Origin of the sequence: Flavobacterium sp. CECT 9288 (assembly GCF_918731615.1) — a bacterium.
Taxonomy (GTDB): domain Bacteria; phylum Bacteroidota; class Bacteroidia; order Flavobacteriales; family Flavobacteriaceae; genus Flavobacterium.
Genome location: NZ_OU957226.1, coordinates 1,754,467 through 1,779,804, shown reverse-complemented (window position 1 = coordinate 1,779,804; position 25,338 = coordinate 1,754,467). Strand labels below are relative to the sequence as shown.

Below are 25,338 nucleotides of genomic sequence, written 5' to 3'. Positions count from 1 at the left end.
ATGATTACAAATACAGAACTAGAATATAAAGGAGATTTGTATCCTACAAAAATAGTATCGTTCGAACATGATGTTGATTCTGTTTATTTTCACACAGATAACAGTGTTATTTTAAAAGTAACGGTATTAAGAGATAGTTTAATACGTTTTAGATTTACTACTAAAGGCTATTTTAGCAATGATTTTTCGTACGCGGTAGATAAAAGCCATTCGCATGGGTATAATTTTCTTGAGGTAAGTGAGCACGAAATGTTTTACCAAATAAAAACAAGCAAAGTTAAGTGCAGGATTCAAAAATCAGACATGAGACTTTCTATTTATGACTTAGAAGATACCATTATATTAGAGGATGAACTAGGATTTCACTGGGAAGAAAGTTATGAATATGGTGGGAACATTGTAAAAATGAGTAAGTCATCAAAAGACGGGGAATGTTTTTACGGTTTAGGTGATAAAGCCACTCAAATGAATCTAAAAGGAAAACGTATTGAAAATTTTGCAACAGATCAATATGCATTTCAAAAAGATCAAGAACCACTTTATAAAGTAGTTCCATTTTACATCGGTTTACACAACAAAAAATCATACGGAATTTTCTTTGATAATACTTTTAGAACATTTTTTGATTTTTGCCATGAACGCCGCAACGTAACAAGTTATTGGGCCGAAGGTGGCGAAATGAATTATTATTTTATTTACGGTCCACAAATGCAAGATGTGGTAACAACTTACACAGATTTAACAGGTAAGCCAGAATTACCGCCTTTATGGGCGCTGGGATACCACCAGTGTAAGTGGAGTTACTATCCAGAGAGTAATTTAAAAGATGTTGCTGCTAAGTTTAGAGAGCTAAAAATCCCTTGTGATGCTTTGTATCTTGATATTGATTACATGGATGGTTTTAGATGTTTTACATGGAACAAAAACTATTTCCCGGATCCTAAAAGAATGGTAGCTGAACTTGCCGAAGATGGTTTTAAAACAGTAGTAATTATTGATCCCGGGATAAAAATAGACAAGGAATATTCGGTTTACAAAGAAGCATTGGCAAATGATTATTTTTGTAAACGTGCAGATGGTCCTTACATGAAAGGGAAAGTCTGGCCAGGAGAATGTAATTTTCCTGATTTCACAAATCCCACAGTAAGAGAATGGTGGGCTGGTCTATTTAAAGAATTAATATCGGATATTGGTGTAAAAGGAGTTTGGAATGATATGAACGAGCCCGCCGTTATGGAGGTTCCTAATAAAACATTTCCTATGGACGTGCGTCATCATTACGATGGAAATCCATGTAGCCACAGGAAAGCACACAATATTTATGGTACTCAAATGGCTAGAGCTACCTATCATGGTGTAAAACGTTTTGCTTACCCTAAGAGACCTTTTGTCATTACACGATCAGCTTATGCTGGTGCGCAACGTTACACTTCTTCATGGACAGGTGACAATGTAGCTACATGGGAGCATTTATGGATTGCAAATATTCAAGTACAGCGCATGTCCATTTCAGGAATGGGTTTTACGGGTTCAGATATTGGAGGTTTTGCAGAGCAGCCCTCGGGGGAATTGTATGCAAGATGGATACAATTAGGAGTGTTTCACCCCTTTTGTAGAACGCATTCATCCGGAGATCATGGCGATCAAGAACCATGGGCTTTTGATGAGGAAGTCATAGATATCACAAGAAAGTTTGTAAATTTAAGATACCAATTGTTACCTTACTTGTATACCATGTTTTGGCAGTACATCGAAGAAGGTGTGCCAATGTTGAAACCATTAGTATATTTTGATCAAGAAGACATACAAACGCATTATCGTAATGATGAGTTTGTTTTTGGAAATCAAATATTAGTTTGTCCTATTTTAGAACCTAATGCTTTAGGTAGAAGAATGTATTTACCTCGTGGTGAATGGTATAATTACTGGACAAACGAGCTATGCAAAGGTGGAAAAGAACTTTGGGTGGATACTAAATTTGATCAAATTCCAATTTTTATAAAAGCAGGAGCCATTATTCCAAAATATCCGGTTCAACAATATGTAGGTGAACTCGAGTTTGATGAATTGATACTAGATGTTTATTACAAAGACGGTAAAGAATTATCTGTAGTCTATGAGGATGCTCAAGACGGCTATGATTACAAAAAAGGACGCTATAGTTTTATGTCTTTTCAGGCAACTGGAAAAGAAAACGAAATGATTATTCAAGCTCATCAAGAAGGTAAGTACGTTACTAATTATTCAAAATATAAAATGAATTTAATAGGGTTGCCTTTTAAGGTTGAAACTTTAGAAATTGATAATGTAGCAGTCGCATTTGATAGTGATACCTTAGAAAGAGAAGGATTTATTCTTGTTGAAAAAGGATTTATATCTTTTCATATTATGGGTAACTTGGATTAATATTGAAACTATTTTTAATAATTATGTAAGTACAGAAGGTGCATTTATTGTATTTTTGATTCTTATAAAATTACAGTTATGAAAAAATATGTATTAGTTGGTATGATCACATTAGGAATTGTTTATTCTTGTGCTACCAATCCCATTACCGGAAAAAAAACACTCAATTTTGTACCAAATAATCAGTTGTTTCCAACAGCCTTTCAACAATACGATACTTTTTTGAAAGAGAATAAAGTAATTTCAGGAACTGCTGACGCTAAGAAAGTGGAAGCTATTGGTTTCCGAATTAAAGCAGCAGCTGAAAAATATTTAAATTATTTAGGACAAGGACAGTATTTAGTAGATTATCGTTGGGAATATAAATTAGTTGATAATAAAGAGGTAAATGCATGGTGTTTGCCAGGTGGAAAAATTGTAGTATATTCTGGAATTTTACCAATTACTAAAGATGACGCAGGTCTAGCTACTGTTATGGGACATGAGGTTTCGCACGCTCTTGCAGATCATGGTGCACAACGTATGAGTGCAGGACAAGCTCAAGAGGTACTTGGGCAAGTTATAGCTGTGGGAACATCAGGTAAAAGTGAAAGAACACAGCAAATTATTGGTCAGGCCTATGGTTTAAGCTCTCAATTTGGTGTTATGTTGCCTTTTAGCCGCAGCCACGAAACTGAAGCTGATAAAATAGGATTGGTTTTAATGGCAATTGCAGGATATAATCCTGAAACTTCTATTGCTTTTTGGCAGCGCATGTCGGCTCAATCTAATGGTCAAGCACCACCAGAGTTTATGAGTACACACCCGTCAGATGCTACCCGAATTGCTAATCTGCAAGCGTACATTCCCGAAGCAAAAGCTATTGCAGCTAAAGTAGGAGTGATTAAATAGAGCTAAACTTATTCACAATCTAAGCTATCCATTTTGGGTAGCTTTTTTTGTTTACATATGATGATTGTATGAATAATGATTTCTTAATGTGTAAAAAAAATAGGATTTGCATTGTTCTTAAAAAAAAATAAATACATTCGTATTCAAAAAAATAAAACAAATGGCTGAATTAGAAAAAGGAAGTAAAAAATTATTAAATGCGTGGGCTTTTTATGATTGGGCAAATTCGGTATACACCTTAACAATTGCATCAGCTGTTTTTCCTATCTTTTATGATGCTTTGTTTGCCGACCGTAGTCATTATATTGATGTTTTTGGGATGCACCTTAAAAATTCAGCGTTAATAAGTTTTATTACTGCTTTTGCTTTTTTGCTAGTTTCAATCTTATCTCCATTATTATCTGGAATTGCTGATTATGTTGGAAATAAAAAGGCGTTTATGAAATTCTTTTGTTATTTAGGGGCCTTATCTTGTATGGGTTTGTATTGGTTTGACCTTGATAATATATATGTTGGTTTATTATTTTATTTATTAGGTTTAATAGGATATTGGGGGAGTTTGGTTTTTTATAACTCTTATTTACCAGATATTGCTCATGAAGAGCAGCAAGATCAAATAAGTGCCAAAGGCTATTCCATGGGATATTGCGGGAGTGTTATTTTATTAGTTATTAATTTATTAATGATTATGAAACCTAAGCTTTTTGGAATTTCTGGAACAGATGGTGAAGCTGCAATGAAGGCAATGCGCTATTCTTTTGTTATGGTAGGTGTTTGGTGGATTCTTTTTAGTCAATATTCATATTATTATCTACCAAATGGAAACAAAAATAATGGTCACAAAGTTACCCGTCAAGTAGTGTTTAATGGTTTTAATGAACTCAAAAAAGTATGGCTTTTATTGCAAGAAAATAAAGCTTTAAAAGCATATTTAAGAAGTTTTTTTGTGTCGAGTATGGCTGTACAAACCGTGATGCTGGTAGCTACTTATTTTGGTGCACAAGAAATTCAATGGCCTACTAAAGAAGAAGGAACAGTAGGTTTGATAATTTGTATTTTGCTCATTCAATTAGTCGCAGTTTTAGGAGCTTTCTTAACGTCAAGAGCTTCCAGTAAATTTGGTAATATCCCAACATTAATTTTTATCAATTGCTTTTGGGTTTTACTTTGCGTTGCGGCATACTTCATTACTCAACCTTTAGAGTTTTATATTATGGCTAGTTGTGTAGGACTTGTTATGGGGGGCATTCAGTCGTTATCAAGGTCTACTTATTCAAAGTTGTTGCCTCAAACTACGGATACGGCATCGTTTTTTAGTTTTTATGACGTAGCCGAAAAAATAGGTATTGTTATAGGAATGGTGGTTTATGGAATTGTAGATCAAATTACTGGAAGTCCTAGATTAGCTATTGTTATTCTGGCATTTTTCTTCATAACTGCTGTTATTCTGTTGAATAAAGTGCCAAAAAAAGGTGTTTTACAATCGTAAAACACCTTTTCAATATCTTTTAAAATAGGTTTTTTAGGATTTCGATATACTCCCTGATCCACTTACTTTGGTGTCTTTTTTCTTTGGATCGCCTTTGTATTCGATATCACCTGAACCAGAAACTCTAGCGTGTAAGTTATCAGAACAATAAACAGTAGTGTCTCCTGAACCTGATACGGCAGCATGAACGTTTTTAGCCTTTAGTTTTGAAGTATCGATATCTCCAGAACCGTTTAGGGCTGTATTTAGCTCCTCTGTAGTTCCTGAAATAGTGACATCTCCGGATCCTGTTACATCTATTGCAACTGAATTTGAAGCTACTTCTAAATTAATATCCCCAGAACCAGTTAGCTGTACTGATAACGAATTACTGTTGATTGTTTTTTTTGTATTAACATCACCTGATCCAGTCAAACTTATTTTGTTGATTTCCTCAAAGGGAACCGAAATTAAAATTTGCTTGCCTTTACTCGTACTCAAGTACTTATTTTTTTCGGAACTAATTTTAAGTATATTGTTTACAACTTCAATTTTTAAGAAAGGTATTAAATTTTCCTCTCCTTTAACAGTAATGTCTCCTTCTTTTCCTGAAACCAGTTCTACATCAAAGAAACCAGATACAGCAATAGCATCATAATCTGTTGTGGTTCTTTTTTCAGAAACTATGTTTCCATTTCCTTGAATTTTATTTTTGCTAGACCACTGAGCAAAGGTTAAATTAGTAGATAATAAAGCGCAACCTGCAAGTAATAAAAGTGATTTTTTCATAATTAATTTAGTTTAGTTTATTGGTTTTGTGTGAGCACTACGTTCCCATAATTAGATGTTATAGTCATGCTATTTACTCCTTTTCTTTTATGAAAGCCAGTGTATTTTTTTGTTTGTGAGGTTTCTTCTTTACTGTCCATTTCAAGAGCGCTATCGTATTTTAGATTAGCATATTTTAAGATGGCATTCAAGTCAAAATAATAATTGGGTTGAAAACCAATAGTTATTCCTGTATAAGCTGTTGATATCATTTGAGACTTAGCTTTTGCATGAACAGATTGAATAGCAAGCGAACTGTATTTTGTTTGGAGTGATAAACTTCCTGTAATTTCTCCTATTTGAATAGTAAGATAGTCTCCACTAGCTTCTAAGTTTCTTATTTTTGAAATTTTAATTTTACCATAATCACTACTGTAAGCAACAGAATCACCATTTAAGATTTCTATATCTGTATAATCAGATGTTAATTGAAGTTTGGAGGTCTCATCAATCTTAATACTTGAATATCGGGCGTTTATTTGTCCGTTTTTAATAAGCTCAATGCTGGAATTGTTGCAATATTCTATATTGATGACGCTAATTCCTTGTAATTTTCCAGTGGTAATCTTACCGTATTTGCATTTTATTTCAGCATTTGATACAATATCAGTAGTGGTAATGTTACCATATTTGTTATTCAATTTAATACTTCCATTTCTAGGTATTTTGAGAATGTAATTTATTTCAAAACTATTTTTTTTTCCAGAACTTTTAATATTCGAATTTTCAAATATTGTTTTTGCGGTTACTAATCCTTTTAGAGCTTGTATATCAATTGTTATAGCGTCTATTTTTTGATTGACCCAATTTTCGTTATCACCGCTAACTCTTATTTGAACATCTAGTTCTATTTTATCTTCATCCCATGTAGTTACCATAAGAGATCCGTATGAATTATCTACCGCTAGAATAGCATTAGAATTAACATAGTATGCTTTTTTGATGTTTTTTTGTTTAGAATGAATAAAATCATTTGTAACTGCCTGCCCTAAAAATGGTACTAATAGCAAGAATAGTATATAGTTATATTGTTTTTTCATCTGGAAATACGTTTTTGTTTTCGTTGTTTTCAAGGTGTTCGAGTACCTTTTGCAAAAAAGAAATGCGTGTTTGTAAGTTACTAATCATAGCATAAATAATCTGTTTACTTTCGCCATTGACTTCTAATTCCTGAATTATTTTTTCATAGTCAGCATCTAGTTGTTTCATTTGTTTTAGTGCATCGGCTATAATTTTCTTGTTTTCGGGTGACTTCTTTTCTTCAATTTTTTCTAATTCTCTTTCAATTAAAACTGTAAAAATAGAATCGGTTTGAATGGTTTCTTTTGATGCGTATTGCAATTCCGAAGGTTTTTTATAGGTTGGATCACCCATAGTTGTAAATAAGAATATTGCTATTGACGCCGCAATGCCAATACTTACTATGAATCTCCAATTAAATTTCTTTTGATTTAATTTTTCTTTAAAACGCAATTCATGATTTGCTTCTAAATTCTCAATATCCCATTGAAATTGGTTTTTAATAAAGAGTTCGTCTATTGGGTCTGCGTTCCTTTTCATATTTCTTCTAATTTTTTTCTCAAACTGTCTTTGGCTCGGCTCAAGGTTGTTCTGCAATTTGCGTAGCTAATATTAAGTATTTCACTAATCTCTTCTTGGTCATATCCTTCAATGTAAAATAATGTCAAAACCATCTGATAGTTGTATTTTAAAGTTGCTATGGTTTCTAAAATTTGTTTGACTTTCAAATTAGTAAAGTCACTATTAATAGAGAAATCCGAATCTATATCTTCAATTTTATGTAAAGTCACCTCAAAATCTTCCGGCTTAAACTGATTATTTTTTTTATAAAAATCAATGCTTTGGTTAACCACAATTCTTTTTAACCAAGCGCCAAATGAAACTTCTTGCTTGTAATGTTCAAGTTTTGCAAATGCCTTTAAAAAACTTTCTTGCATTACATCCTCAGCATAATGGCTGTCTTTTACGATTCTTATAGCTACATTATACATAGCAGAAGCATAACGATTGTATACTTCGTATTGTGCTTTTTGATTGTTTTGCTTACACAATACAATCAGCTCTTCGATATTACATTGGTTAATGTTCAAATAGTGGTTTTGTTTTAATAAAGACTTGGGAATGGTATAAATGTTACACTTTGTATAAAAATAAGTTTTAAAGATATTGATTTACTGCAAACCATTTGTTTTAATGAATCTTATTTATAAGATAATTAGCATTTGATTCATTTCTTTTGGCATAAAGATTGAGACTTTTACTTGATGGTCATTTAATAAAGATTAATCCTTGTTTTTTTCAATAAAGACGATTCTGAAATCCTATATTTGTGATCCAAAAACTTTTTTTAATGACAAAAAGACTTAATTAAATATATGTCAAATCATAAAATACTTACTATTGACAATTTGTCACTTCAAGAATTTGATTCAGAAGCAGATTTAATTCCATTATTGACTCCAGAGGACGAAGAAGAAATGAATAATGAAGCTTTACCTGAATTGCTTGCCATTTTACCTTTGCGAAACATGGTTTTATTTCCAGGAGTTGTAATTCCTATTACAGCCGGTAGAGATAAATCTATAAAATTGATAAATGATGCTAATGCTGCGGGTAAAACCATAGGTGTAGTGGCTCAAATTAACGAGGAAGATGAAGATCCAACCAAGGATGATATTCATAAAATAGGTACTGTTGCTCGGATTTTACGCGTTTTAAAAATGCCGGATGGCAATGTGACTGTTATTTTACAAGGTAAAAAACGTTTCGAAATTGATTCTGTAGTTTCAGAGGAACCGTATTTAACTGCAAAAATAAAAGAAGTACCAGAGAAACGACCTAAGAAAAATGATTCAGAATTCTTAGCCATTCTTGATTCCATAAAAGAACTTGCTATTCAAATTATCAAAGAAAGTCCTAACATTCCTAGCGAAGCAACTTTTGCAATAAAAAACATTGAGAGTCAATCTTTTTTAATCAATTTCGTGACTTCAAACATGAATTTATTGGTTAAAGAAAAGCAAGATTTATTGGCTATCAATGAGTTGAAAGGAAGAGCACTAGAGACTTTGCGTTACATGAATATCGAGTTGCAAAAACTCGAATTAAAAAATGATATTCAGTCAAAAGTTCGTTTTGATTTAGATCAGCAACAACGAGAATATTTCTTGCACCAGCAAATGAAAACCATTCAAGAAGAATTGGGAGGCGTTTCTCAAGAGGAAGAAATGGACGAGATGCTTCAAAAATCCTTAACTAAAAAGTGGGATGAGAAGACTAAAAAGCATTTTGAAAAAGAACTTTCTAAAATGCGGAGGATGAACCCTCAGGCACCAGATTTTGGTATTCAAAGAAATTACTTAGAGTTGTTTCTTGATTTGCCTTGGAACGAATATTCTAAAGATATTTTTGATTTAAAACGCGCTCAAAAAATCTTAGATAGAGACCATTTTGGTTTAGAAGAAGTTAAAAAACGAATGATTGAGCATTTAGCTGTTTTGAAATTGCGTAACGATATGAAATCGCCAATCATTTGCTTGACAGGACCTCCAGGTGTTGGTAAAACCTCAATTGGGCGTTCTATAGCTGAAGCGTTGGGTAGAGAGTATGTGCGAATTTCATTGGGTGGTTTGCGTGATGAATCTGAAATTCGTGGTCACAGAAAAACGTATATAGGCGCTATGCCAGGCCGAATCATTCAAAGTTTGAAAAAAGCAGGTACATCAAATCCGGTTTTTGTTTTGGATGAAATTGATAAATTGTCAAACAGTCATCAAGGTGATCCATCATCAGCATTGCTTGAAGTTTTAGATCCGGAGCAAAACAATTCTTTTTATGATAATTTCCTGGAAATGGGATATGATCTTTCAAAAGTAATGTTTATTGCTACTTCAAATAATATGGCAGCCATTCAGCCCGCTTTGCGAGACAGAATGGAAATCATCAAAATGTCAGGCTATACCATTGAAGAAAAAGTAGAAATAGCACGTCAGCATTTGTTTCCTAGACAATTAAAAGAACATGGTTTAACTCCTAAGGATTTGACTATTGGTAAAAAACAATTGGAAAAAATTGTGGAAGGCTATACCAGAGAATCAGGTGTTCGTGGTCTTGAAGGTAAAATTGCGCAAGTGATTCGTAATGCTGCGAAATCAGTGGCAATGGAAGAGGAGTACAATAAAAAAGTTACCGATGAAGATCTTGTAAAAACACTTGGTGTTGCGCGTTTAGAGCGTGATAAATACGAAAATAATGATGTAGCGGGAGTAGTTACTGGATTAGCGTGGACTTCAGTTGGTGGTGATATTTTGTTTATCGAATCGTTGCTTTCTCCAGGGAAAGGCACCATGAGTATTACGGGTAATTTAGGTACTGTAATGAAAGAATCGGCTACAATTGCTTTGGAATACATCAAGGCCAATACTAAACTTTTAGGATTAGAATCAGATATGCTATCTAAATACAATATTCATTTGCACGTTCCTGAAGGAGCTACGCCAAAGGATGGACCAAGTGCAGGTATTGCTATGTTGACGTCATTAGTTTCTTTGTTTACTCAAAAACGTGTTAAGAAAAACCTTGCCATGACTGGCGAAATTACTTTGCGTGGTAAAGTATTGCCTGTAGGCGGAATCAAAGAAAAAATTCTTGCTGCTAAAAGAGCAAATATTAAAGAAATCATCTTGTGTCACGAAAACAAAAATGATATTGAAGAGATCAAACCAGAATATTTGGAAGGACTAACTTTTCATTATGTAAAGGAAATGAGCGAAGTATTGCAATTTGCTTTAACAGATCAGAAAGTTAAAAACGCAAAAACTTTGTAAGTAAGTCGTTTTCGAAATCAATAAAAATCCAAATTCCTAAACTGTTTTTTCAGTTCAAGAATTTGGATTTTTTTATTAGTGGACACTTCATTCTACAACTGCAAGAGCGCATTTGTTTTTTGTACCAAAAGAGAAGGATAAAGTTTTGGCGCTTGTAGGTGATCGCCTTCGTAAATCCAAAGTTCTTTTTTTGATTTGGTGTTGTTGTACACTGTTTCGCATTGGCTAAACGGTACGTCTTTGTCGGTTTTAGAATGAATAAACAAAACAGGTACTGATTGTATGCTTTTGATATCTTCTGCTGCGGAATAAGGTGAAGTAACATACATACGAATCATTTGATGCTGTGCTTCGGGAGTTTTACTAACTGCTATTTCTGTAAAGGAACTAATAACGCCATCAACAATTAATCCGCTTATTTTATCTTGATTGTTTTTGGTTAAATTAACCGCAACTTGTGTTCCCATTGATGCGCCGTAAATGATAATTTTTTTGTTTTTAAAGTCGGGATTTTTAAGAATTTCATTAAAAATAATTTGAGCATCTGCTGCAATGTTGAGGTGAGTGGGTTTGCCGCTTGATTTTCCGTAGCCTCTCATGCTGATCATGATCACGGTATATCCGTCATTTACTAATGGTTTTACATAGCCTGCATAATTCATACAATTGCCTCCTGCACCTTGAAAATAAAGTATTACTGCTTGTTTTGCTTTTTGTTTTGGCGATAAAACAATGGTGTTAATAGTGTCTTTTTCTATAAAATAATTTTGCTCCTTGAATTGTAAAGAATCTATTGTAATTGTTTTGGCTTTTTTAGGATAGTAAAATTTATCGTCCATTTGAGCTTGAACATTATACATACATAAAAATAGTAGCGTTGTAAAAAGTAAATTTTTCATGGTTTTTAGTTTTAGGTTTTAATTCTTTGTCAAAACTAGTAGTAAACCAAACGTTTCAAAAAGGTTTTATACTGAACTGTTGATTTTAAGGACTGAATTGTCCCTTTTTAAACTTTTCTTTTTCTAAAAAATAATATCTTCGCACTGGCGTTATTATTTTGTACTTTTGGCGCTTTTGCAACATGTTTAAAAAAATATTGATATTCAGTTTGTTACTCTACGGTACCGCATCAATCGGTCAGATAGGCGGTAAAACAATATATCAGTTTTTAAATCTCGTTGCCTCTCCAAGGCAAGCGGCATTAGGAGGAAAAGTGTTGACTATATATGATAATGATGTGAATCAAGCTCATTTTAATCCAGCCACAATCAATGCTGAGATGGATAATCATTTAGCACTTAATTACGGAAATTACTATGGAGCGCTTACGTACGGGACCGCTTCTTATGCCTACACCTATGACAGACACCTGCAAACGTTTCAAGCGGGTGTAAATTATATCAATTATGGTAGTTTTGAGGGCTATGACGAAAATGGTCAAGCCACAGCTGCCTTTTCAGGAAGCGAAGTAGCCTTGTCTATGGGGTATGCGTACAATATTCCTTATACAGATTTGCATATTGGTGCTAGTGCCAAGTTGATTTCGTCTAGTCTAGAAACCTATCATTCTTTTGGAGGAGCATTAGACATTGGTGCTTTATATATTGATGAACGGAACGATGTCAATTGGGCGTTGGCCATACGAAATCTAGGGACTCAATTTTCAACTTACAATGGTGTTCGAGAAAAGTTACCCTTGGAGGTTTTAGTAGGAGTTTCGCAAGAGTTAGAAAATGTACCTATTCGATGGCATTTAACATTAGAGAATTTACAACAATGGAATATTGCTTTTGCTAATCCAGCACGATCAGAACAATCTTTTAATGGAACAGCAACTCCTGAAAAAGTATCTTTTGTAAATAATGCTTTGAGGCATGTAATTGCTGGAGTAGAGTTGTTCCCAAAAAGAGGATTCAACTTGCGTTTGGGATACAATTTTAGGCGAGCCGAGGAATTACGTATTCAAGAACAACGTAATTTTTCTGGACTTTCATTCGGTTTTGGACTCAAATTAAACAAACTCAAGTTTAATTATTCCTATTCCAGATATACGCTTGCAGGAAACACGAGTCTCTTTGGGCTCACCATAAATTTTCAAGAATAGTTTATTCATTTCAATTACCTTAAATTTTATATTTTGACAAAAAAAATTACCATTGCAATAGATGGATTTTCATCAACGGGAAAAAGTACGCTAGCAAAACAATTAGCAAAACATTTAGGATATATTTATGTAGACACAGGAGCAATGTATCGTGCCGTAACTTTTTTTGCAATGAAACAAGGATACATTAATGCAGATGCTTTTGATAGTACCACTTTAATTGCGAGTTTGCCTGCTATTAAACTGCATTTTGAATTTAATAAGGAGTTAGGATTTGCAGAGGTTTTTTTGAACGATGTCAATGTTGAAACCGAAATTCGAACCATTGAAGTATCGCGTTTTGTGAGCAAAGTTGCTGAGGTTTCTCAAGTTCGAGCTAAATTAGTGGAACAACAAAAGGAAATGGGCAAGAACAAGGCTATTGTTATGGATGGACGAGACATTGGTACTGTGGTATTTCCTGATGCCGAGCTTAAAATATTCATGACGGCAAGTGCTAGCACCAGAGCACAAAGGCGATATGATGAGTTAATAGCTAAAGGAGATACAGTAACATATGAAGAAGTCCTGAAAAATGTAGAAGAACGGGATTACATAGATACCCATCGAGAAGATTCACCTTTAGTGATGGCGGAAGATGCAATTGAAATTGACAATTCACATTTAAGTCGTGAGGAACAATTTGCTCAAGTTTTAGAAATGGTAAACGAAATCACTAAAACGATATAATTATTTGCAGATATCATTTTTAATGGTAGATTTACGCCTTGTAAATTTTTTAAAGTAAAAAAACAATTCATCTCATGGGAATTAAAAATAGATTGGTAATAATGAGTTTTCTCCAGTTTTTTGTTTGGGGAGCTTGGTTAATAACAATTGCAAATTATTGGTTTGGTACGAAAGGATGGGAGGGAACGCAGTTTGGATTGGTTTTTAGTACCATGGGAATCGCTTCTTTGTTTATGCCAACGCTTACGGGAATTTTAGCAGACCGATGGATCAATGCTGAAAAGTTATATGGAGCTCTACATATATTGTATGCTGCGGTTTTGTTTTATATTCCGCAAGTTACTACACCTGAAAATTTTATTTACATTATGTTATTGGCTATGTGTTGTTATATGCCAACAATTGCACTGAGTAATTCAATTTCATACAATGCTTTAAAAACAAATGGTTTGGATGTAGTGAAGAGTTTTCCACCTATCCGTGTTTTTGGAACTATTGGTTTTATTGCAGCAATGTGGATCACCAACTTAACTGGTAATAAAGCAACTGCCTATCAATTTTACATTGCAGGTTTAGCAGCGGTAGTACTAGGTTTATACGCCTTTACTTTACCGCCATGCAAACCACAACGATTGTCTAAAGAGAATGCTTCTTTAATGGAGACCTTAGGTTTAGAGTCGTTTAAATTATTTGCAAATTATAAAATGGCTTTGTTTTTTATCTTCTCTATGTTTTTAGGAGGCGCTTTGCAATTAACAAATGCTTACGGTGATGTTTTCTTAGATGAGTTTAAGCATTTTCCTAAATACGCCGATTCATTTGTAGTAGAATATTCTACAATTATCATGTCGATTTCTCAAATTTCTGAGACCTTGTTTATATTGGCAATTCCGTTTTTCTTGAAGCGTTTTGGTATCAAACAAGTAATGCTTATTAGTATGTTGGCTTGGGTATTGCGTTTTGGGTTGTTTGCTTACGGAGATCCAACAAGCGGTTTGTGGATGATTATTATGTCTTGTATTGTGTACGGAATGGCATTTGATTTCTTTAATATATCAGGTTCATTATTTGTAGAGACTAATACTGATGCTAAAAACAGATCGTCAGCGCAAGGATTGTTTATGATGATGACCAATGGAGTTGGAGCAGTTTTAGGTAGTTTTACCTCTGGTTGGGCAATTGATAAATTTTTCACCAAATCATTTGCAGGAACTGGTGATTTAGCAGCTTTCTTGCAAACGGAACCTACTAATGCAAAAATGGCTGAGTTTGTTACAAGTCAAGGTAAAACTATTGGTGCAGACGGCTTTTTTGATTCGGTTATACTTATGAAAGATTGGCACACAATTTGGCTATCTTTTGCTTTGTACGCGCTAGCAATTGCAATAGCTTTTGCAGTTTTGTTCAAGCACAAGCATAATCCTGAAGATGTAGAGCAAATTAGTCACTAAAATAAATTCAAAACCCGATGCCAATTTGTATCGGGTTTTTTAATGAATCACTTAATTGTTTACTGATTCTTTAAAAGATTGAATGTTATAATCACTTTCGAAATCCAGAATTTTCAAAACTTCAGATAGTGTTATTGTTTTTATTTGAATTAGCGTTCGTAAAAAAGGGTATATTGATTCATGTTGCGCCTCATATTCTTGTCTGAAAAAGATTTTATTTTTGACACCATTTTGTAAACAATATTCAATCCAATTATTTGTACCGTTTGAAGCTAAAGGTATTAAATTAGGACTGTGAGGATTGACTCTCGAATAGAGTTCCCCGATAAAATCCCCTATAGATAATTGAATGGATTGAATTTCTGACAAATCAATTTTAGTATTGTTAACGATAAGGTATTCTTTTTCAAAAACAATGAATCCTTCTAATTTGCCTTTGATTGGCTTAATTCTATCTGTTCTCGTAACACGTAAGTATATGTGAACAATAAGAAATACTATCAGTATCAAGTTGATAATATTGTGGTAAGGTTGCACGTGCATATTAAAAAATAAGGTTACAAATACTGCCAAAGGGATATAATAAATTAAATTAATATTAAGTGTATGTTTGTTTTTATTAGGTATAAAAATTTGAAATGAATTGTACATAAACCTTTTTTTCTTACAAATATATGTAATTAGTAAGAAAATGTACTGATAAAGTTGATTTCATTGTATTATGTTCCTATTTTGAATGATAGCATTCTATTATCATGTTAAATTTCGCTCCTGATTGATAAACAATTATCTAAGGTTTAAAATTTTGGTATTCAAGATTAATGTGTTACTTTTGCACACCTTTTGGTGAATAAGAGTTTCCATTGGGTTGCAGTAAATTATACCAACAACTTCTGCTGTTTTCTATCACATCATGAAACTCAAGAAAATACAGAATACAAATTTTTAATCAGCATGTCTGAACAAGTAAAATCACAAGAAGAGTTTTTAGCAAATTTTAACTGGCACAATTTCGAAGAAGGTATTGATGCTGTTGATGAAAAAAACTTATTAGAGTTTGAAGAATTAGTTTCTAAAACTTTTATTGCAACTGATCAAGAGGAAGTTGTAGAAGGAACAGTTGTAAGAATTACAGATAGAGACGTTATCGTTGATATCAACGCTAAATCCGAAGGTGTAATTTCATTGAATGAATTCCGTTACAACCCAGCATTAAAAGTAGGTGATACTGTTGAGGTATTAATTGACATCCGTGAGGATAAAACAGGTCAATTAGTATTATCTCACCGTAAAGCACGTACTATCAAATCTTGGGATAGAGTTATTTCGGCTAACGAAACAGGTGAAATCGTTAATGGTTTTGTTAAATGCAGAACTAAAGGTGGTATGATCGTTGACGTTTTCGGAATTGAAGCGTTCTTACCAGGATCTCAAATTGATGTTAAGCCAATTAGGGATTACGATGTATACGTAAACAAAATGATGGAGTTCAAAGTTGTGAAAATTAACCACGAATTTAAAAACGTAGTTGTATCTCACAAAGCGCTTATTGAAGCGGATATTGAAATCCAGAAAAAAGAAATCATTGGTCAATTACAAAAAGGACAAGTATTAGAAGGTGTTGTTAAAAACATTACTTCTTATGGTGTGTTTATTGACTTAGGTGGAGTTGATGGATTGATTCACATTACTGACCTTTCTTGGTCTAGAATCAACCACCCATCTGAAGTTCTTGAATTAGATCAAAAATTAAACGTTGTAATCCTTGATTTCGATGATGAGAAAACAAGAATTCAATTAGGATTGAAACAATTAAACGCTCACCCGTGGGATGCTTTAAATGCTGATTTAAAAATTGGTGATAAAGTTAACGGTAAAGTAGTTGTAATCGCTGATTACGGTGCATTTATTGAAGTTGCTGAAGGTGTTGAAGGTTTGATCCACGTTTCTGAAATGTCTTGGTCTACGCACTTACGTTCTGCTCAAGATTTCGTAAAAGTTGGTGATGTTGTTGAAGCTGTTATCTTAACTTTAGATAGAGATGACCGTAAAATGTCATTAGGTATCAAACAATTGTCTCAAGATCCTTGGACTGATATCACTGCTAAATACCCAGTAGGTTCTAAGCATACAGGTATCGTTAGAAACTTTACAAATTTTGGAATTTTCGTAGAATTAGAAGAAGGAATTGATGGTTTAATCTACATCTCTGACTTATCTTGGACTAAGAAAATCAAACACCCATCTGAATTTGTAAATGTTGGTGAGAAATTAGAAGTAGTAGTATTAGAGTTAGATGTTGACGGACGTAAATTATCTTTAGGTCACAAACAAACAACTGCTAATCCTTGGGATCAGTATGAAGATTCTTTCGCTGTAGGAACTATCCACAATGGTGAAATCTCTGAGATTGTTGACAAAGGAGCTACTGTAGAATTCGGAGATGATATCGTTGCTTTCATTCCAACTCGTCACCTTGAAAAAGAAGACGGAAAGAAATTGAAAAAAGGCGATACTGCTGATTTCAAAGTAATCGAATTCAACAAAGAATTCAAAAGAGTAGTTGCATCTCACACTGCTATCTTCCGTGAAGAAGAAGAGAAAAATGTGAAATCAGCTTCAGAGAACACATCATCTAACTCTTCTACAAATGCACCAGCTGCAACTTTAGGAGATAACAATGATATGTTAGCTGCATTGAAAGCTAAAATGGAAAAATCAGAGAAAAAATAATTTCTTGATTTTTTGAATATAGAAAGTCCCACAGCAATGTGGGACTTTTTTTTGCTCTATAGGATTTATTTAATCAGAAAAAGAGCTAGTTTAAATCAAATGTATATATTTGTTTCTCTAATATTTACTTATGAAAAAAATCTACTTTTTATTGATAACATTAGTTTCTCTGACTACTGTTCATGCTCAAATTATAAATATTCCAGATGCTAATTTTAAAACGAAGTTATTACAAGCGAATACGACAAATACTATTGCAAAAAATTTATCTGGGAATTTTTTTAAAATAGATTCAAATAATAATGGTAATATCGAAGACGCGGAAGCAAAACAGGTTTCAGTTTTATATTTACAGGCTTCTTCAATAACATCTTTAGAAGGTATACAATATTTTATAAATATTAATCAATTAAATTGTAGTACTAATAGACTTGCAACTTTAGACCTTACAACACTTGTAAATTTGAAATCAATCGAATGTTCTTTTAATAATTTAACATATTTAAATGTTAATCATTTGGTACAACTTGAAACATTAAATTGTCGATGGAATCAAATTGTGAATTTAGATGTAAGTAATTTGGCTAATCTAAGAATATTTACTTGTGATAATAATAAATTAACTTCCATAATTTTAGGAAATCACCCAAAAATTTCAAGTTTTGATTGTACAAGAAATAATTTATCAAGTTTAAATCTATCAAGTATGTCTAATTTGAGGATTTTAATTTGTCAATATAATTACTTATCAACTCTAAATGTTAATCATATGGTCAATTTGGATACTTTATTATGTGGTAGTAATTATTATTTAGCTGTTTTAGACATTAGTAATCTTACAAAACTTAGGCAATTAAATTGTGATTATAATTCTTTAAAATCTTTAAATGTTAGTAATTTACCAAATTTATATATTCTTTTTTGTAATAATAATTTAATAAGTAATCTCGATATTTCGGCTATTAAAGGCCTAGAAAGGTTTAGTTGTGCTAATAACCAAATAGCAAATCTTGTAGTTGGATCTTCACCTTATAATAAATTGTTCGATTGTTCAAATAATAAATTAACATCTTTAGATTTGAATAATTATAAATTAGTTGAAGATTTAAATTGCTCTAATAATTTATTAAAATCATTATATTTAAAAAATGGTTTTTTTGAGCAAAATATAAATTATTCTGGTAATTCAAACTTAGAATATATTTGTATAGATGAAAATGAATTAGATAGAATAAATAACTTAAATCTTTCTTATAATTATACAAAATGTAATGTGAATTCTTATTGTACTTTTACCCCAGGTGGAAAATTTTATACGATTAAAGGTAATATTAAATTTGATCCCAATAATAATGGTTGTGATGTTTCTGATTTTGCATTTCCAAATTTAAAAATCAATATATCAGATGGTTTAACAGTTGGAGAGATAAGTCCTGATAAATCTGGTAATTATTCAATTCCTGTTCAGTCTGGTTCTCAAACAGTTACTCCTATTTTTGAAAATCCTACTTATTTTAATGCTTCTCCTACTAGATTTATTGTATCCTTCCCTTCTCAAGCTAGTCCATTTAGTCAAAATTTTTGCATTACTGCTAACGGTGAGCATCCTGATTTAGAAATAACGCTAATTCCGCTTGAAGTTGCCAGACCTGGTTTTGAAACTAAATATAAAGTAATTTATAAAAACAAAGGAAATCAAACACAATCTGGTTCCGTAAATCTAACTTTTGATGATGCTACTTTGGATTTTATTTCAGCAAATCCAGTTGTAACTACTCAAAAATTAAATAGCTTATCATGGGATTTTACAAATTTTAAACCATTTGAAAGCAGAGAAATAAGTTTTACATTGACAGTAAATAAACCAACTGAAATTCCTGCAGTAAATAACGGAGATATATTAAAATTTGTAGCCACAATAACATCTCAAGTAACAGATGAAATACCAATTGACAATACATTTACTTTAAATCAAATTGTTGTTGGTTCTTACGATCCAAATGACAAAACTTGTTTGGAGGGCAATGTAATTAAACCAGAATTGATTGGGCAGTATGTACATTACATGATTCGTTTTGAAAATACAGGAACTTATCAGGCACAAAACGTTGTAGTAAAAGATATGATTGATTTGTCAAAATTTGATATTTCAAGTTTAATTCCAACTAGTTCAAGTCATTCTTTTGTTACTAAAATTTCTGATAAAAATAGAGTAGAATTTATTTTCGAAAATATCAATCTTCCTTTTGATGATGCAAATAATGATGGTTACATTGCTTTTAAAATTAAAACGCTTCCAACATTAAAAGTTGGGGATTCATTTACCAATGAGGCTAATATTTATTTTGATTATAATTTTCCGATACTTACCAATAAAGCGACGTCAAAATTTGAAACTACCTTAGAGACTCAAGATTTTGATTTTTCTAATTATTTCAGTTTGTATCCAAATCCAGCAAATGAAGAATTAAATATTATCGCCAAACAAAATATAGAAATACAGTCTTTAACAATATATGATATATTAGGGCAAGTAGTTATTGCTGTCCCGAATGCTAAATCAGAATCAAAAATTGATGTTTCAAAACTTTCATCAGGTAACTATTTTGTAAAAGTAAAATCAGATAAAGGAATTTCCAGTATGAAGTTCATTAAAAATTGAGTTAAAAATTTTAGTAAAAAAAATAATTTTCAGTTTTTATAAACAGAAGTCCCACAGCAATGTTGGACTTTTTTTGTGGTTATTTTTAATAAGAAAAAGCACTAGTTAAAATCAAATGTATATATTTGTTTTCTAAATATTTATATATGAAAAAAATCTACTTTTTATTGATAACATTAGTTTCTCTGACTACTGTTCATGCTCAAATTATAAATATTCCAGATGCTAATTTTAAAACGAAGTTATTACAAGCGAATACGACAAATACTATTGCAAAAAATTTATCTGGGAATTATTTTAAAATAGATTCTAATTATAATAATCAAATTGAACTTACTGAGGCATTGCAAGTTAGTTATTTAGATATGAGTAATTCGACTCTTTCTTCATTACAAGGTGTTTTGAGTTTTACCAATCTGCAAAGTTTGTATTGTTCAAACAACAAAATTACTTCTTTAGATTTAGGAGGTTTGATAAATCTTCAAAACTTATATTGTTCAGATAATCAAATTACTTCATTAAATATTGCAGGCTTGAATAACCTTCGAGTTTTATTTTGTGATATTAATTACCTATCTTCAATTAATTTGAGTGGTTTAACAAATCTTCAAATTTTGAATTGTTCAAGTAATAATTTTTCATCCTTGAATTTAGGGGGATTAAAAAATCTCATTGATTTAGATTGTCATGATAATAGTTCTTATATCTCGACATTAGATTTAAGTGGATTAACAAATCTAACGCGTTTAGATTGCAGTAATATAACCCTTAATAAATTAATTATAAGTGGACTAACAAGTCTTCAACAATTAAATTGTAGAAATAACAGCCTTATTGCACTTGAACTTACAGATTTGATTAATCTAACTAATTTAAATTGCTCTACTAATAATCTCGTAACGCTGAATGTTAGTGGTTTAACAAATCTTCAAGTTCTAAATTGTTCTCGTAATATGCTGAAATCTATAGATGTTAAAAGTTCAAAAAAACTTCAAAATTTAAATTGTAGAGCAAATCCATTTGGTTCATTAGATTTAAATGGTTTGTCAAATCTAAATATTATTGACCTTGATTTTAACACAAGTTTAAAATCACTTTATTTAAAGGACATTGGGTTTAATAGTAATGATCCAACTCATTTATTTAATTTTGACACTCAATTTGCTTTACAATATATTTGTGCTAATTCTGGTCTAATTCCTTATTTGCAACAAAGAACATCTAAGTATGGCCAAAATGGTGCCGGTTATAATTGTCTGGTAATAGATTCCTCTTGTTCTTCCAATCCAAATAGTGATGTTATTGTTAATGTTCCGGATGTAAATTTTAAAAATAATTTGGTGTATTCTAATTGTTTTACTGCTACCGCTAAAGATTTAACTGGCAAGATAATTAGGATTGATAAGAATGCTGATGGTGAAATTCAAGTCAATGAAGCATTACAAGTAAGTTATTTATTTATTGCTTCAACACAACCTATTACTTCTTTAATTGGAATTAAAAATTTCACGAATCTTCAAAATTTGTATTGCAACCAGTTACAACTAACGTCGTTAGATTTAACTGGTTTGACTAAACTTCAAACTGTTCAAGGATCTAATAATGCTCTTACATCTGTAAATGTTACAGGTCTAATAAACCTAAATAATTTGTATCTTGATTCTAATAAATTGTCACAACTAAACTTGAACGGTTTAGCTAATCTTAAAACTTTACATTGTAGTTCTAATCAACTGAAATCATTAAATTTAAGTGGGCTAGGTAATTTACAGACTTTAGTATGTTATTCGAATCTACTAAGTTCAATAGATTTGAGTGGTTTAACAAATTTATTAGATTTGAGTTGTCAAAGTAATAAACTTACTTCTTTGAATTTTAATGATTCAACAAAAATTCAATCTCTAGCATGTTATTATAATCTTCTTACAAATTTGGATGTTAGTAATTTGTTTAGTCTTGGCTCATTATATTGTAATAATAATCTATTGAAGTCATTGTTTTTAAAAAACGGTATCAATGAGAAAAATCTAGAATTTGGCAATAATCCTGGTTTAACTTATATATGTGCAGACGATATACAAATATCAAATGTAGAAGCACAAATTTTAACCAATAAAATGAGTGGTTGTAATGTAAATTCATATTGTTCGTTTACTCCAGGCGGAAATTTTTATACAATTAAAGGAAATAATAAATTAGACAGTAATGCTAATGGTTGTGATTTTTTAGATAATGGTGTCCCATATGTAAAATTAAAATTGATAAATGGTTCAATTTCTGGAAGTTTAATATCTGATGCTTCTGGAAAATATTCAATTCCACTACAAGCAGGAATGTACACTATAACTCCAGCATTAGAAAACTCAAATTATTTCACTATTTCTCCATCAACAGTAAATATCAATTTCCCAACTCAAACCAATCCTATTATCCGAGATTTTTGTATTACGCCAATTGGTGTACATCCGGATTTAGAAATCACATTATTGCCCATACAAAACTCTAGACCTGGTTTTGACTCAAAATATAAAATAGTTTATAAAAATAAAGGAAATCAAACACAATCTGGTTCCGTAAATCTAACTTTTGATGATACTACTTTGGATTTTATTTTAGCGATTCCAGTTGCAACTGATCAAAAAGTAAATAGTCTGTCTTGGAATTTTACAAATCTTAAACCATTTGAAAGTAAAGAAATAACTTTTATACTAAATGTAAATTCACCAATGGAAACTCCTGCAGTAAACAATGGTGATCTATTAACATTTGTAGCCACAATAACATCGCAAGGACCAGATGAAACACCAATTGACAATGCATTCACTTTAAATCAAACTGTTGTTGGTTCTTACGATCCAAATGATAAGACATGTTTAGAGGGCAATAAAATCAAACCAGATTTGATTGGGCAGTATGTACATTACATGATTCGTTTTGAAAATACAGGGACTTATGCAGCACAAAACGTTGTTATAAAAGATATGATTGATTTGTCAAAATTTGATATTTCAAGTTTAATTCCAACTAGTTCAAGTCATTCTTATATTACCAAAATTTCAGATGGAAACAAAGTAGAATTTATCTTCGAAAACATCAATCTCCCTTTTGATGATGCAAATAATGACGGTTACATTGCTTTTAAAATTAAAACGCTTCCAACTTTAAAAGTTGGGGATTCATTTACCAACGAGGCTAATATTTATTTTGATTATAATTTCCCAATACTAACAAACAAAGCGACATCAAAAATTGAAACTACTTTAAATATTCATGATTTTGATTTTTCTAATTATTTCAGTTTGTATCCAAATCCAGTAAATGAAGAATTAAATATTATTGCCAAACAAAATATAGAGTTACAGTCTTTAACAATATATGATATATTAGGGCAAGTAGTTATTGCTGTCCCAAATGCTAAGTCAGAATCAAAAATTGATGTTTCAAAACTTTCATCAGGTAACTATTTTGTAAAAGTAAAATCAGATAAAGGAATTTCCAGTATGAAGTTCATTAAAAATTAAGTTAAAAATATCAGATAAAAAATAATTCTCCGTTTTTTTATAAATAGAAAGTCCCACAGCAATGTGGGACTTTTTTTGTAGTTCTATTTCTAGGAGCTTTTTCCTGCTATTCACTTCAATCTTTTTTATAGGATACAGCCCTTAAATGGCTGTATCCTATAAAAAAGGATTTACGCTGCTATCAGGGCTAGGGAGTTTATTTGCAGCTGTCAATTACGTTTTAACATTGGTATTTATTTCAACGACTCAAAAATTATGGGGCTAATTAGCTGCCAATAATTGAGATTCTTCTGGAGTAAACTCATTAACGATCGCATAGGTATCAATTTTGGCAATAGCCATTTCATCTAGAATGTCAACTAAGTTTTTATAGTTGCATTTTTTACTCGGTTTTATAATCACAATTGGTCCTCTGTTAGGTTTACCTATTGCCGATGTGTATGCATGCACTTTAGAATTTATTACTGAAAGTTCCCTTTGAATACCTTCTTTACCATAGAGCGATTCTTTTGGACCTTGCAGTGGTGCAAATAACAAACCATGATATGTTATGAGTTTATCATTATCATCGAGTAAAATTGTATAAGTTCGAATTTCATCTGGCATATTGCATATTGGTTCAGGACCACAACCACCTCTTTCTCCAGAATAATATTCGATCATTTTCGGCTTTGCCAAATCAATAGTGACCATAAAAAACACTATCAAAAGAAAAGACACGCTAACCATAGCGGTTAAATCAACTCTAGACTCTAATTTTTTGCTTCTAATTTTTTCAGGTAGGTTTTTCATTGCATAAATTTTATATTCTAAGGTACTAAAAATAGTTTACGGTTGTTAAAAAAGTGCTAATTTATTTATATTTTTATTTGTCAATGTACTGATGTATAGACACTTGTATTTTTAATTTGCTTTTCTTTGTTTTTTACTTGAAACCATATTCATAAAAGGTGCGTAAATGACTTTATATAACTTAAAAAAATAAATTTTATGAAAACTAGAAAATTTTTATCAGTTGCTTTTATGGCATTAGTATTTGGAGCAACTTCTTTCGCTCAAAAAACAGTAATGGTAGGTGGAGCTGCCATGTATCCTTCAAAAAACATTGTTGAAAATGCTGTAAATTCAAAAGATCACACCACACTAGTTGCAGCAGTACAAGCAGCCGGACTAGTAGAAACATTACAAAGTAAAGGACCATTCACCGTTTTTGCCCCAACAAATGCAGCGTTTGATAAGTTGCCAGCAGGTACAGTTGATACTTTATTAAAACCAGAAAATTTAAAAACATTGCAAACTATCTTAACTTACCATGTAGTTGCAGGTAAAATGAATGCTGTAGATATTGCAAAAGCAATTAAAGCAGGAAATGGAAAAGCTACACTAAAAACAGTAAGTGGCGGAACATTAACAGCTTGGATGAAAGGTAAAGATCTTTACATTACAGATGAAAATGGTGTTCAGTCAAAAGTTACTATTGCGGATGTGAACCAATCAAATGGTGTTATTCACGTAGTAGATACTGTTGTGTTACCTAAAAAATAAATGTAAGAATGAGGTTGATTTTTGGTTAGTTTTTGTAGCCCTACACTTTTTGTGTGGGGCTATTTTATTATAATCAATTTGTAAAATCGTAAATATGGAAACTTTTCTTTACTTATTTTTCTTATAAATAAACGATTTTTAAATAAATGTTAA

The 25,338-nt window shown here is 31.7% G+C and carries 18 protein-coding genes; 11 read left to right on the top strand and 7 right to left on the bottom strand.

All coding sequences use genetic code 11. The annotated features are described in order from the left end of the window. The 3 genes from LQ189_RS07730 (at position 1) to LQ189_RS07720 (ending at position 4,786) form a co-directional block, all read left to right on the top strand. Positions 1-2,406 (top strand): glycoside hydrolase family 31 protein, encoded by a 2,406-nt coding sequence (locus LQ189_RS07730; protein ID WP_230155540.1) that lies wholly within the window; start codon positions 1-3, stop codon positions 2,404-2,406. Positions 2,407-2,484: 78 nt separating this feature from the next. After that, positions 2,485-3,297 carry a M48 family metallopeptidase gene (locus LQ189_RS07725; RefSeq protein WP_230155535.1) on the top strand — a complete coding sequence of 271 codons (813 nt, stop codon included), beginning with the start codon at positions 2,485-2,487 and terminating at the stop codon, positions 3,295-3,297. A gap of 160 nt (positions 3,298-3,457) precedes the next feature. Further along, a complete protein-coding gene (locus LQ189_RS07720) occupies positions 3,458-4,786 on the top strand; it encodes an MFS transporter (RefSeq protein WP_230155534.1) in 1,329 nt (442 codons plus the stop codon). 33 nt (positions 4,787-4,819) lie between these two features. Here the strand turns inward: LQ189_RS07720 and LQ189_RS07715 are convergent, their stop codons facing one another. Genes LQ189_RS07715 through LQ189_RS07700 form a run of 4 tightly spaced genes read right to left on the bottom strand, consistent with a single transcriptional unit; the run spans position 4,820 to position 7,704 of the window. Further along, on the bottom strand, positions 4,820-5,554 hold the full coding sequence (locus LQ189_RS07715) for a head GIN domain-containing protein (protein WP_230155533.1): 735 nt from the start codon (positions 5,552-5,554) through the stop codon (positions 4,820-4,822). Positions 5,555-5,571: 17 nt separating this feature from the next. Further along, on the bottom strand, positions 5,572-6,633 hold the full coding sequence (locus tag LQ189_RS07710) for a hypothetical protein (protein ID WP_230155532.1): 1,062 nt from the start codon (positions 6,631-6,633) through the stop codon (positions 5,572-5,574). Beyond that, positions 6,617-7,153 carry an anti-sigma factor gene (locus LQ189_RS07705; protein WP_230155530.1) on the bottom strand — a complete coding sequence of 179 codons (537 nt, stop codon included), beginning with the start codon at positions 7,151-7,153 and terminating at the stop codon, positions 6,617-6,619. The genes LQ189_RS07710 and LQ189_RS07705 overlap by 17 nt, the downstream gene beginning before the upstream one ends. After that, a complete protein-coding gene (locus tag LQ189_RS07700) occupies positions 7,150-7,704 on the bottom strand; it encodes an RNA polymerase sigma factor (RefSeq protein ID WP_086453544.1) in 555 nt (184 codons plus the stop codon). The genes LQ189_RS07705 and LQ189_RS07700 overlap by 4 nt, the downstream gene beginning before the upstream one ends. Positions 7,705-7,989: 285 nt before the next feature. Here LQ189_RS07700 and lon point away from each other — a divergent pair, with 285 nt between their 5' ends. Then, positions 7,990-10,440, top strand: coding sequence for an endopeptidase La (gene lon / locus LQ189_RS07695; protein ID WP_230155528.1), 2,451 nt, complete (start codon positions 7,990-7,992; stop codon positions 10,438-10,440). Between the two features lie 92 nt (positions 10,441-10,532). On the opposite strand, the gene LQ189_RS07690 is transcribed toward lon, so the two are convergent. Continuing rightward, complete coding sequence (locus tag LQ189_RS07690; protein ID WP_230155526.1) at positions 10,533-11,339, bottom strand: alpha/beta hydrolase; 807 nt, start codon at positions 11,337-11,339, stop codon at positions 10,533-10,535. A 182-nt stretch (positions 11,340-11,521) separates the two neighbouring features. Here LQ189_RS07690 and porQ point away from each other — a divergent pair, with 182 nt between their 5' ends. The 3 genes from porQ (at position 11,522) to LQ189_RS07675 (ending at position 14,724) form a co-directional block, all read left to right on the top strand. Continuing rightward, a complete protein-coding gene (gene porQ, locus LQ189_RS07685; RefSeq protein WP_230155525.1) occupies positions 11,522-12,544 on the top strand; it encodes a type IX secretion system protein PorQ in 1,023 nt (340 codons plus the stop codon). A 33-nt stretch (positions 12,545-12,577) separates the two neighbouring features. Beyond that, positions 12,578-13,273, top strand: coding sequence for a (d)CMP kinase (cmk, locus tag LQ189_RS07680; protein WP_230155524.1), 696 nt, complete (start codon positions 12,578-12,580; stop codon positions 13,271-13,273). Between the two features lie 74 nt (positions 13,274-13,347). Next, the gene (locus LQ189_RS07675; protein WP_230155523.1) at positions 13,348-14,724 is read left to right on the top strand and encodes a nucleoside permease; all 1,377 of its coding nucleotides are present in this window, start codon (positions 13,348-13,350) and stop codon (positions 14,722-14,724) included. A gap of 51 nt (positions 14,725-14,775) precedes the next feature. Here LQ189_RS07675 and LQ189_RS07670 read toward each other — a convergent pair whose 3' ends face one another. Beyond that, positions 14,776-15,375: a hypothetical protein gene (locus LQ189_RS07670; RefSeq protein ID WP_230155522.1), complete on the bottom strand. Its 600-nt coding sequence runs from the start codon at positions 15,373-15,375 to the stop codon at positions 14,776-14,778. 303 nt (positions 15,376-15,678) lie between these two features. Here LQ189_RS07670 and rpsA point away from each other — a divergent pair, with 303 nt between their 5' ends. From rpsA to LQ189_RS07655, 3 genes are all read left to right on the top strand, one after another. After that, positions 15,679-17,457, top strand: a complete 1,779-nt coding sequence (gene rpsA / locus LQ189_RS07665; RefSeq protein ID WP_221917090.1) for a 30S ribosomal protein S1 — start codon at positions 15,679-15,681, stop codon at positions 17,455-17,457. Positions 17,458-17,587: 130 nt separating this feature from the next. Next, the gene (locus LQ189_RS07660) at positions 17,588-20,119 is read left to right on the top strand and encodes a T9SS type A sorting domain-containing protein (protein WP_230155521.1); all 2,532 of its coding nucleotides are present in this window, start codon (positions 17,588-17,590) and stop codon (positions 20,117-20,119) included. 146 nt (positions 20,120-20,265) lie between these two features. Beyond that, a complete protein-coding gene (locus LQ189_RS07655) occupies positions 20,266-23,640 on the top strand; it encodes a T9SS type A sorting domain-containing protein (protein WP_230155520.1) in 3,375 nt (1,124 codons plus the stop codon). Positions 23,641-23,901: 261 nt separating this feature from the next. Here LQ189_RS07655 and LQ189_RS07650 read toward each other — a convergent pair whose 3' ends face one another. Then, positions 23,902-24,432, bottom strand: coding sequence for a biopolymer transporter ExbD (locus LQ189_RS07650; RefSeq protein WP_230155518.1), 531 nt, complete (start codon positions 24,430-24,432; stop codon positions 23,902-23,904). A 198-nt stretch (positions 24,433-24,630) separates the two neighbouring features. Here LQ189_RS07650 and LQ189_RS07645 point away from each other — a divergent pair, with 198 nt between their 5' ends. Then, complete coding sequence (locus LQ189_RS07645) at positions 24,631-25,185, top strand: fasciclin domain-containing protein (protein ID WP_230155516.1); 555 nt, start codon at positions 24,631-24,633, stop codon at positions 25,183-25,185. Positions 25,186-25,338 lie beyond the last annotated feature (153 nt).

Bases quoted from the DNA above. Each gene is read 5' to 3' on its own strand.
- LQ189_RS07670 (WP_230155522.1), bottom strand. From the start codon at position 15,375: ATGTACAATTCATTTCAAATTTTTATACCTAATAAAAACAAACATACA.
- LQ189_RS07690 (WP_230155526.1), bottom strand. From the start codon at position 11,339: ATGAAAAATTTACTTTTTACAACGCTACTATTTTTATGTATGTATAAT.
- LQ189_RS07645 (WP_230155516.1), top strand. From the start codon at position 24,631: ATGAAAACTAGAAAATTTTTATCAGTTGCTTTTATGGCATTAGTATTT.
- LQ189_RS07675 (WP_230155523.1), top strand. From the start codon at position 13,348: ATGGGAATTAAAAATAGATTGGTAATAATGAGTTTTCTCCAGTTTTTT.
- LQ189_RS07720 (WP_230155534.1), top strand. From the start codon at position 3,458: ATGGCTGAATTAGAAAAAGGAAGTAAAAAATTATTAAATGCGTGGGCT.
- lon (WP_230155528.1), top strand. From the start codon at position 7,990: ATGTCAAATCATAAAATACTTACTATTGACAATTTGTCACTTCAAGAA.
- LQ189_RS07725 (WP_230155535.1), top strand. From the start codon at position 2,485: ATGAAAAAATATGTATTAGTTGGTATGATCACATTAGGAATTGTTTAT.
- LQ189_RS07715 (WP_230155533.1), bottom strand. From the start codon at position 5,554: ATGAAAAAATCACTTTTATTACTTGCAGGTTGCGCTTTATTATCTACT.
- LQ189_RS07705 (WP_230155530.1), bottom strand. From the start codon at position 7,153: ATGAAAAGGAACGCAGACCCAATAGACGAACTCTTTATTAAAAACCAA.
- rpsA (WP_221917090.1), top strand. From the start codon at position 15,679: ATGTCTGAACAAGTAAAATCACAAGAAGAGTTTTTAGCAAATTTTAAC.
- LQ189_RS07650 (WP_230155518.1), bottom strand. From the start codon at position 24,432: ATGAAAAACCTACCTGAAAAAATTAGAAGCAAAAAATTAGAGTCTAGA.
- porQ (WP_230155525.1), top strand. From the start codon at position 11,522: ATGTTTAAAAAAATATTGATATTCAGTTTGTTACTCTACGGTACCGCA.
- LQ189_RS07660 (WP_230155521.1), top strand. From the start codon at position 17,588: ATGAAAAAAATCTACTTTTTATTGATAACATTAGTTTCTCTGACTACT.
- LQ189_RS07655 (WP_230155520.1), top strand. From the start codon at position 20,266: ATGAAAAAAATCTACTTTTTATTGATAACATTAGTTTCTCTGACTACT.
- LQ189_RS07710 (WP_230155532.1), bottom strand. From the start codon at position 6,633: ATGAAAAAACAATATAACTATATACTATTCTTGCTATTAGTACCATTT.
- LQ189_RS07730 (WP_230155540.1), top strand. From the start codon at position 1: ATGATTACAAATACAGAACTAGAATATAAAGGAGATTTGTATCCTACA.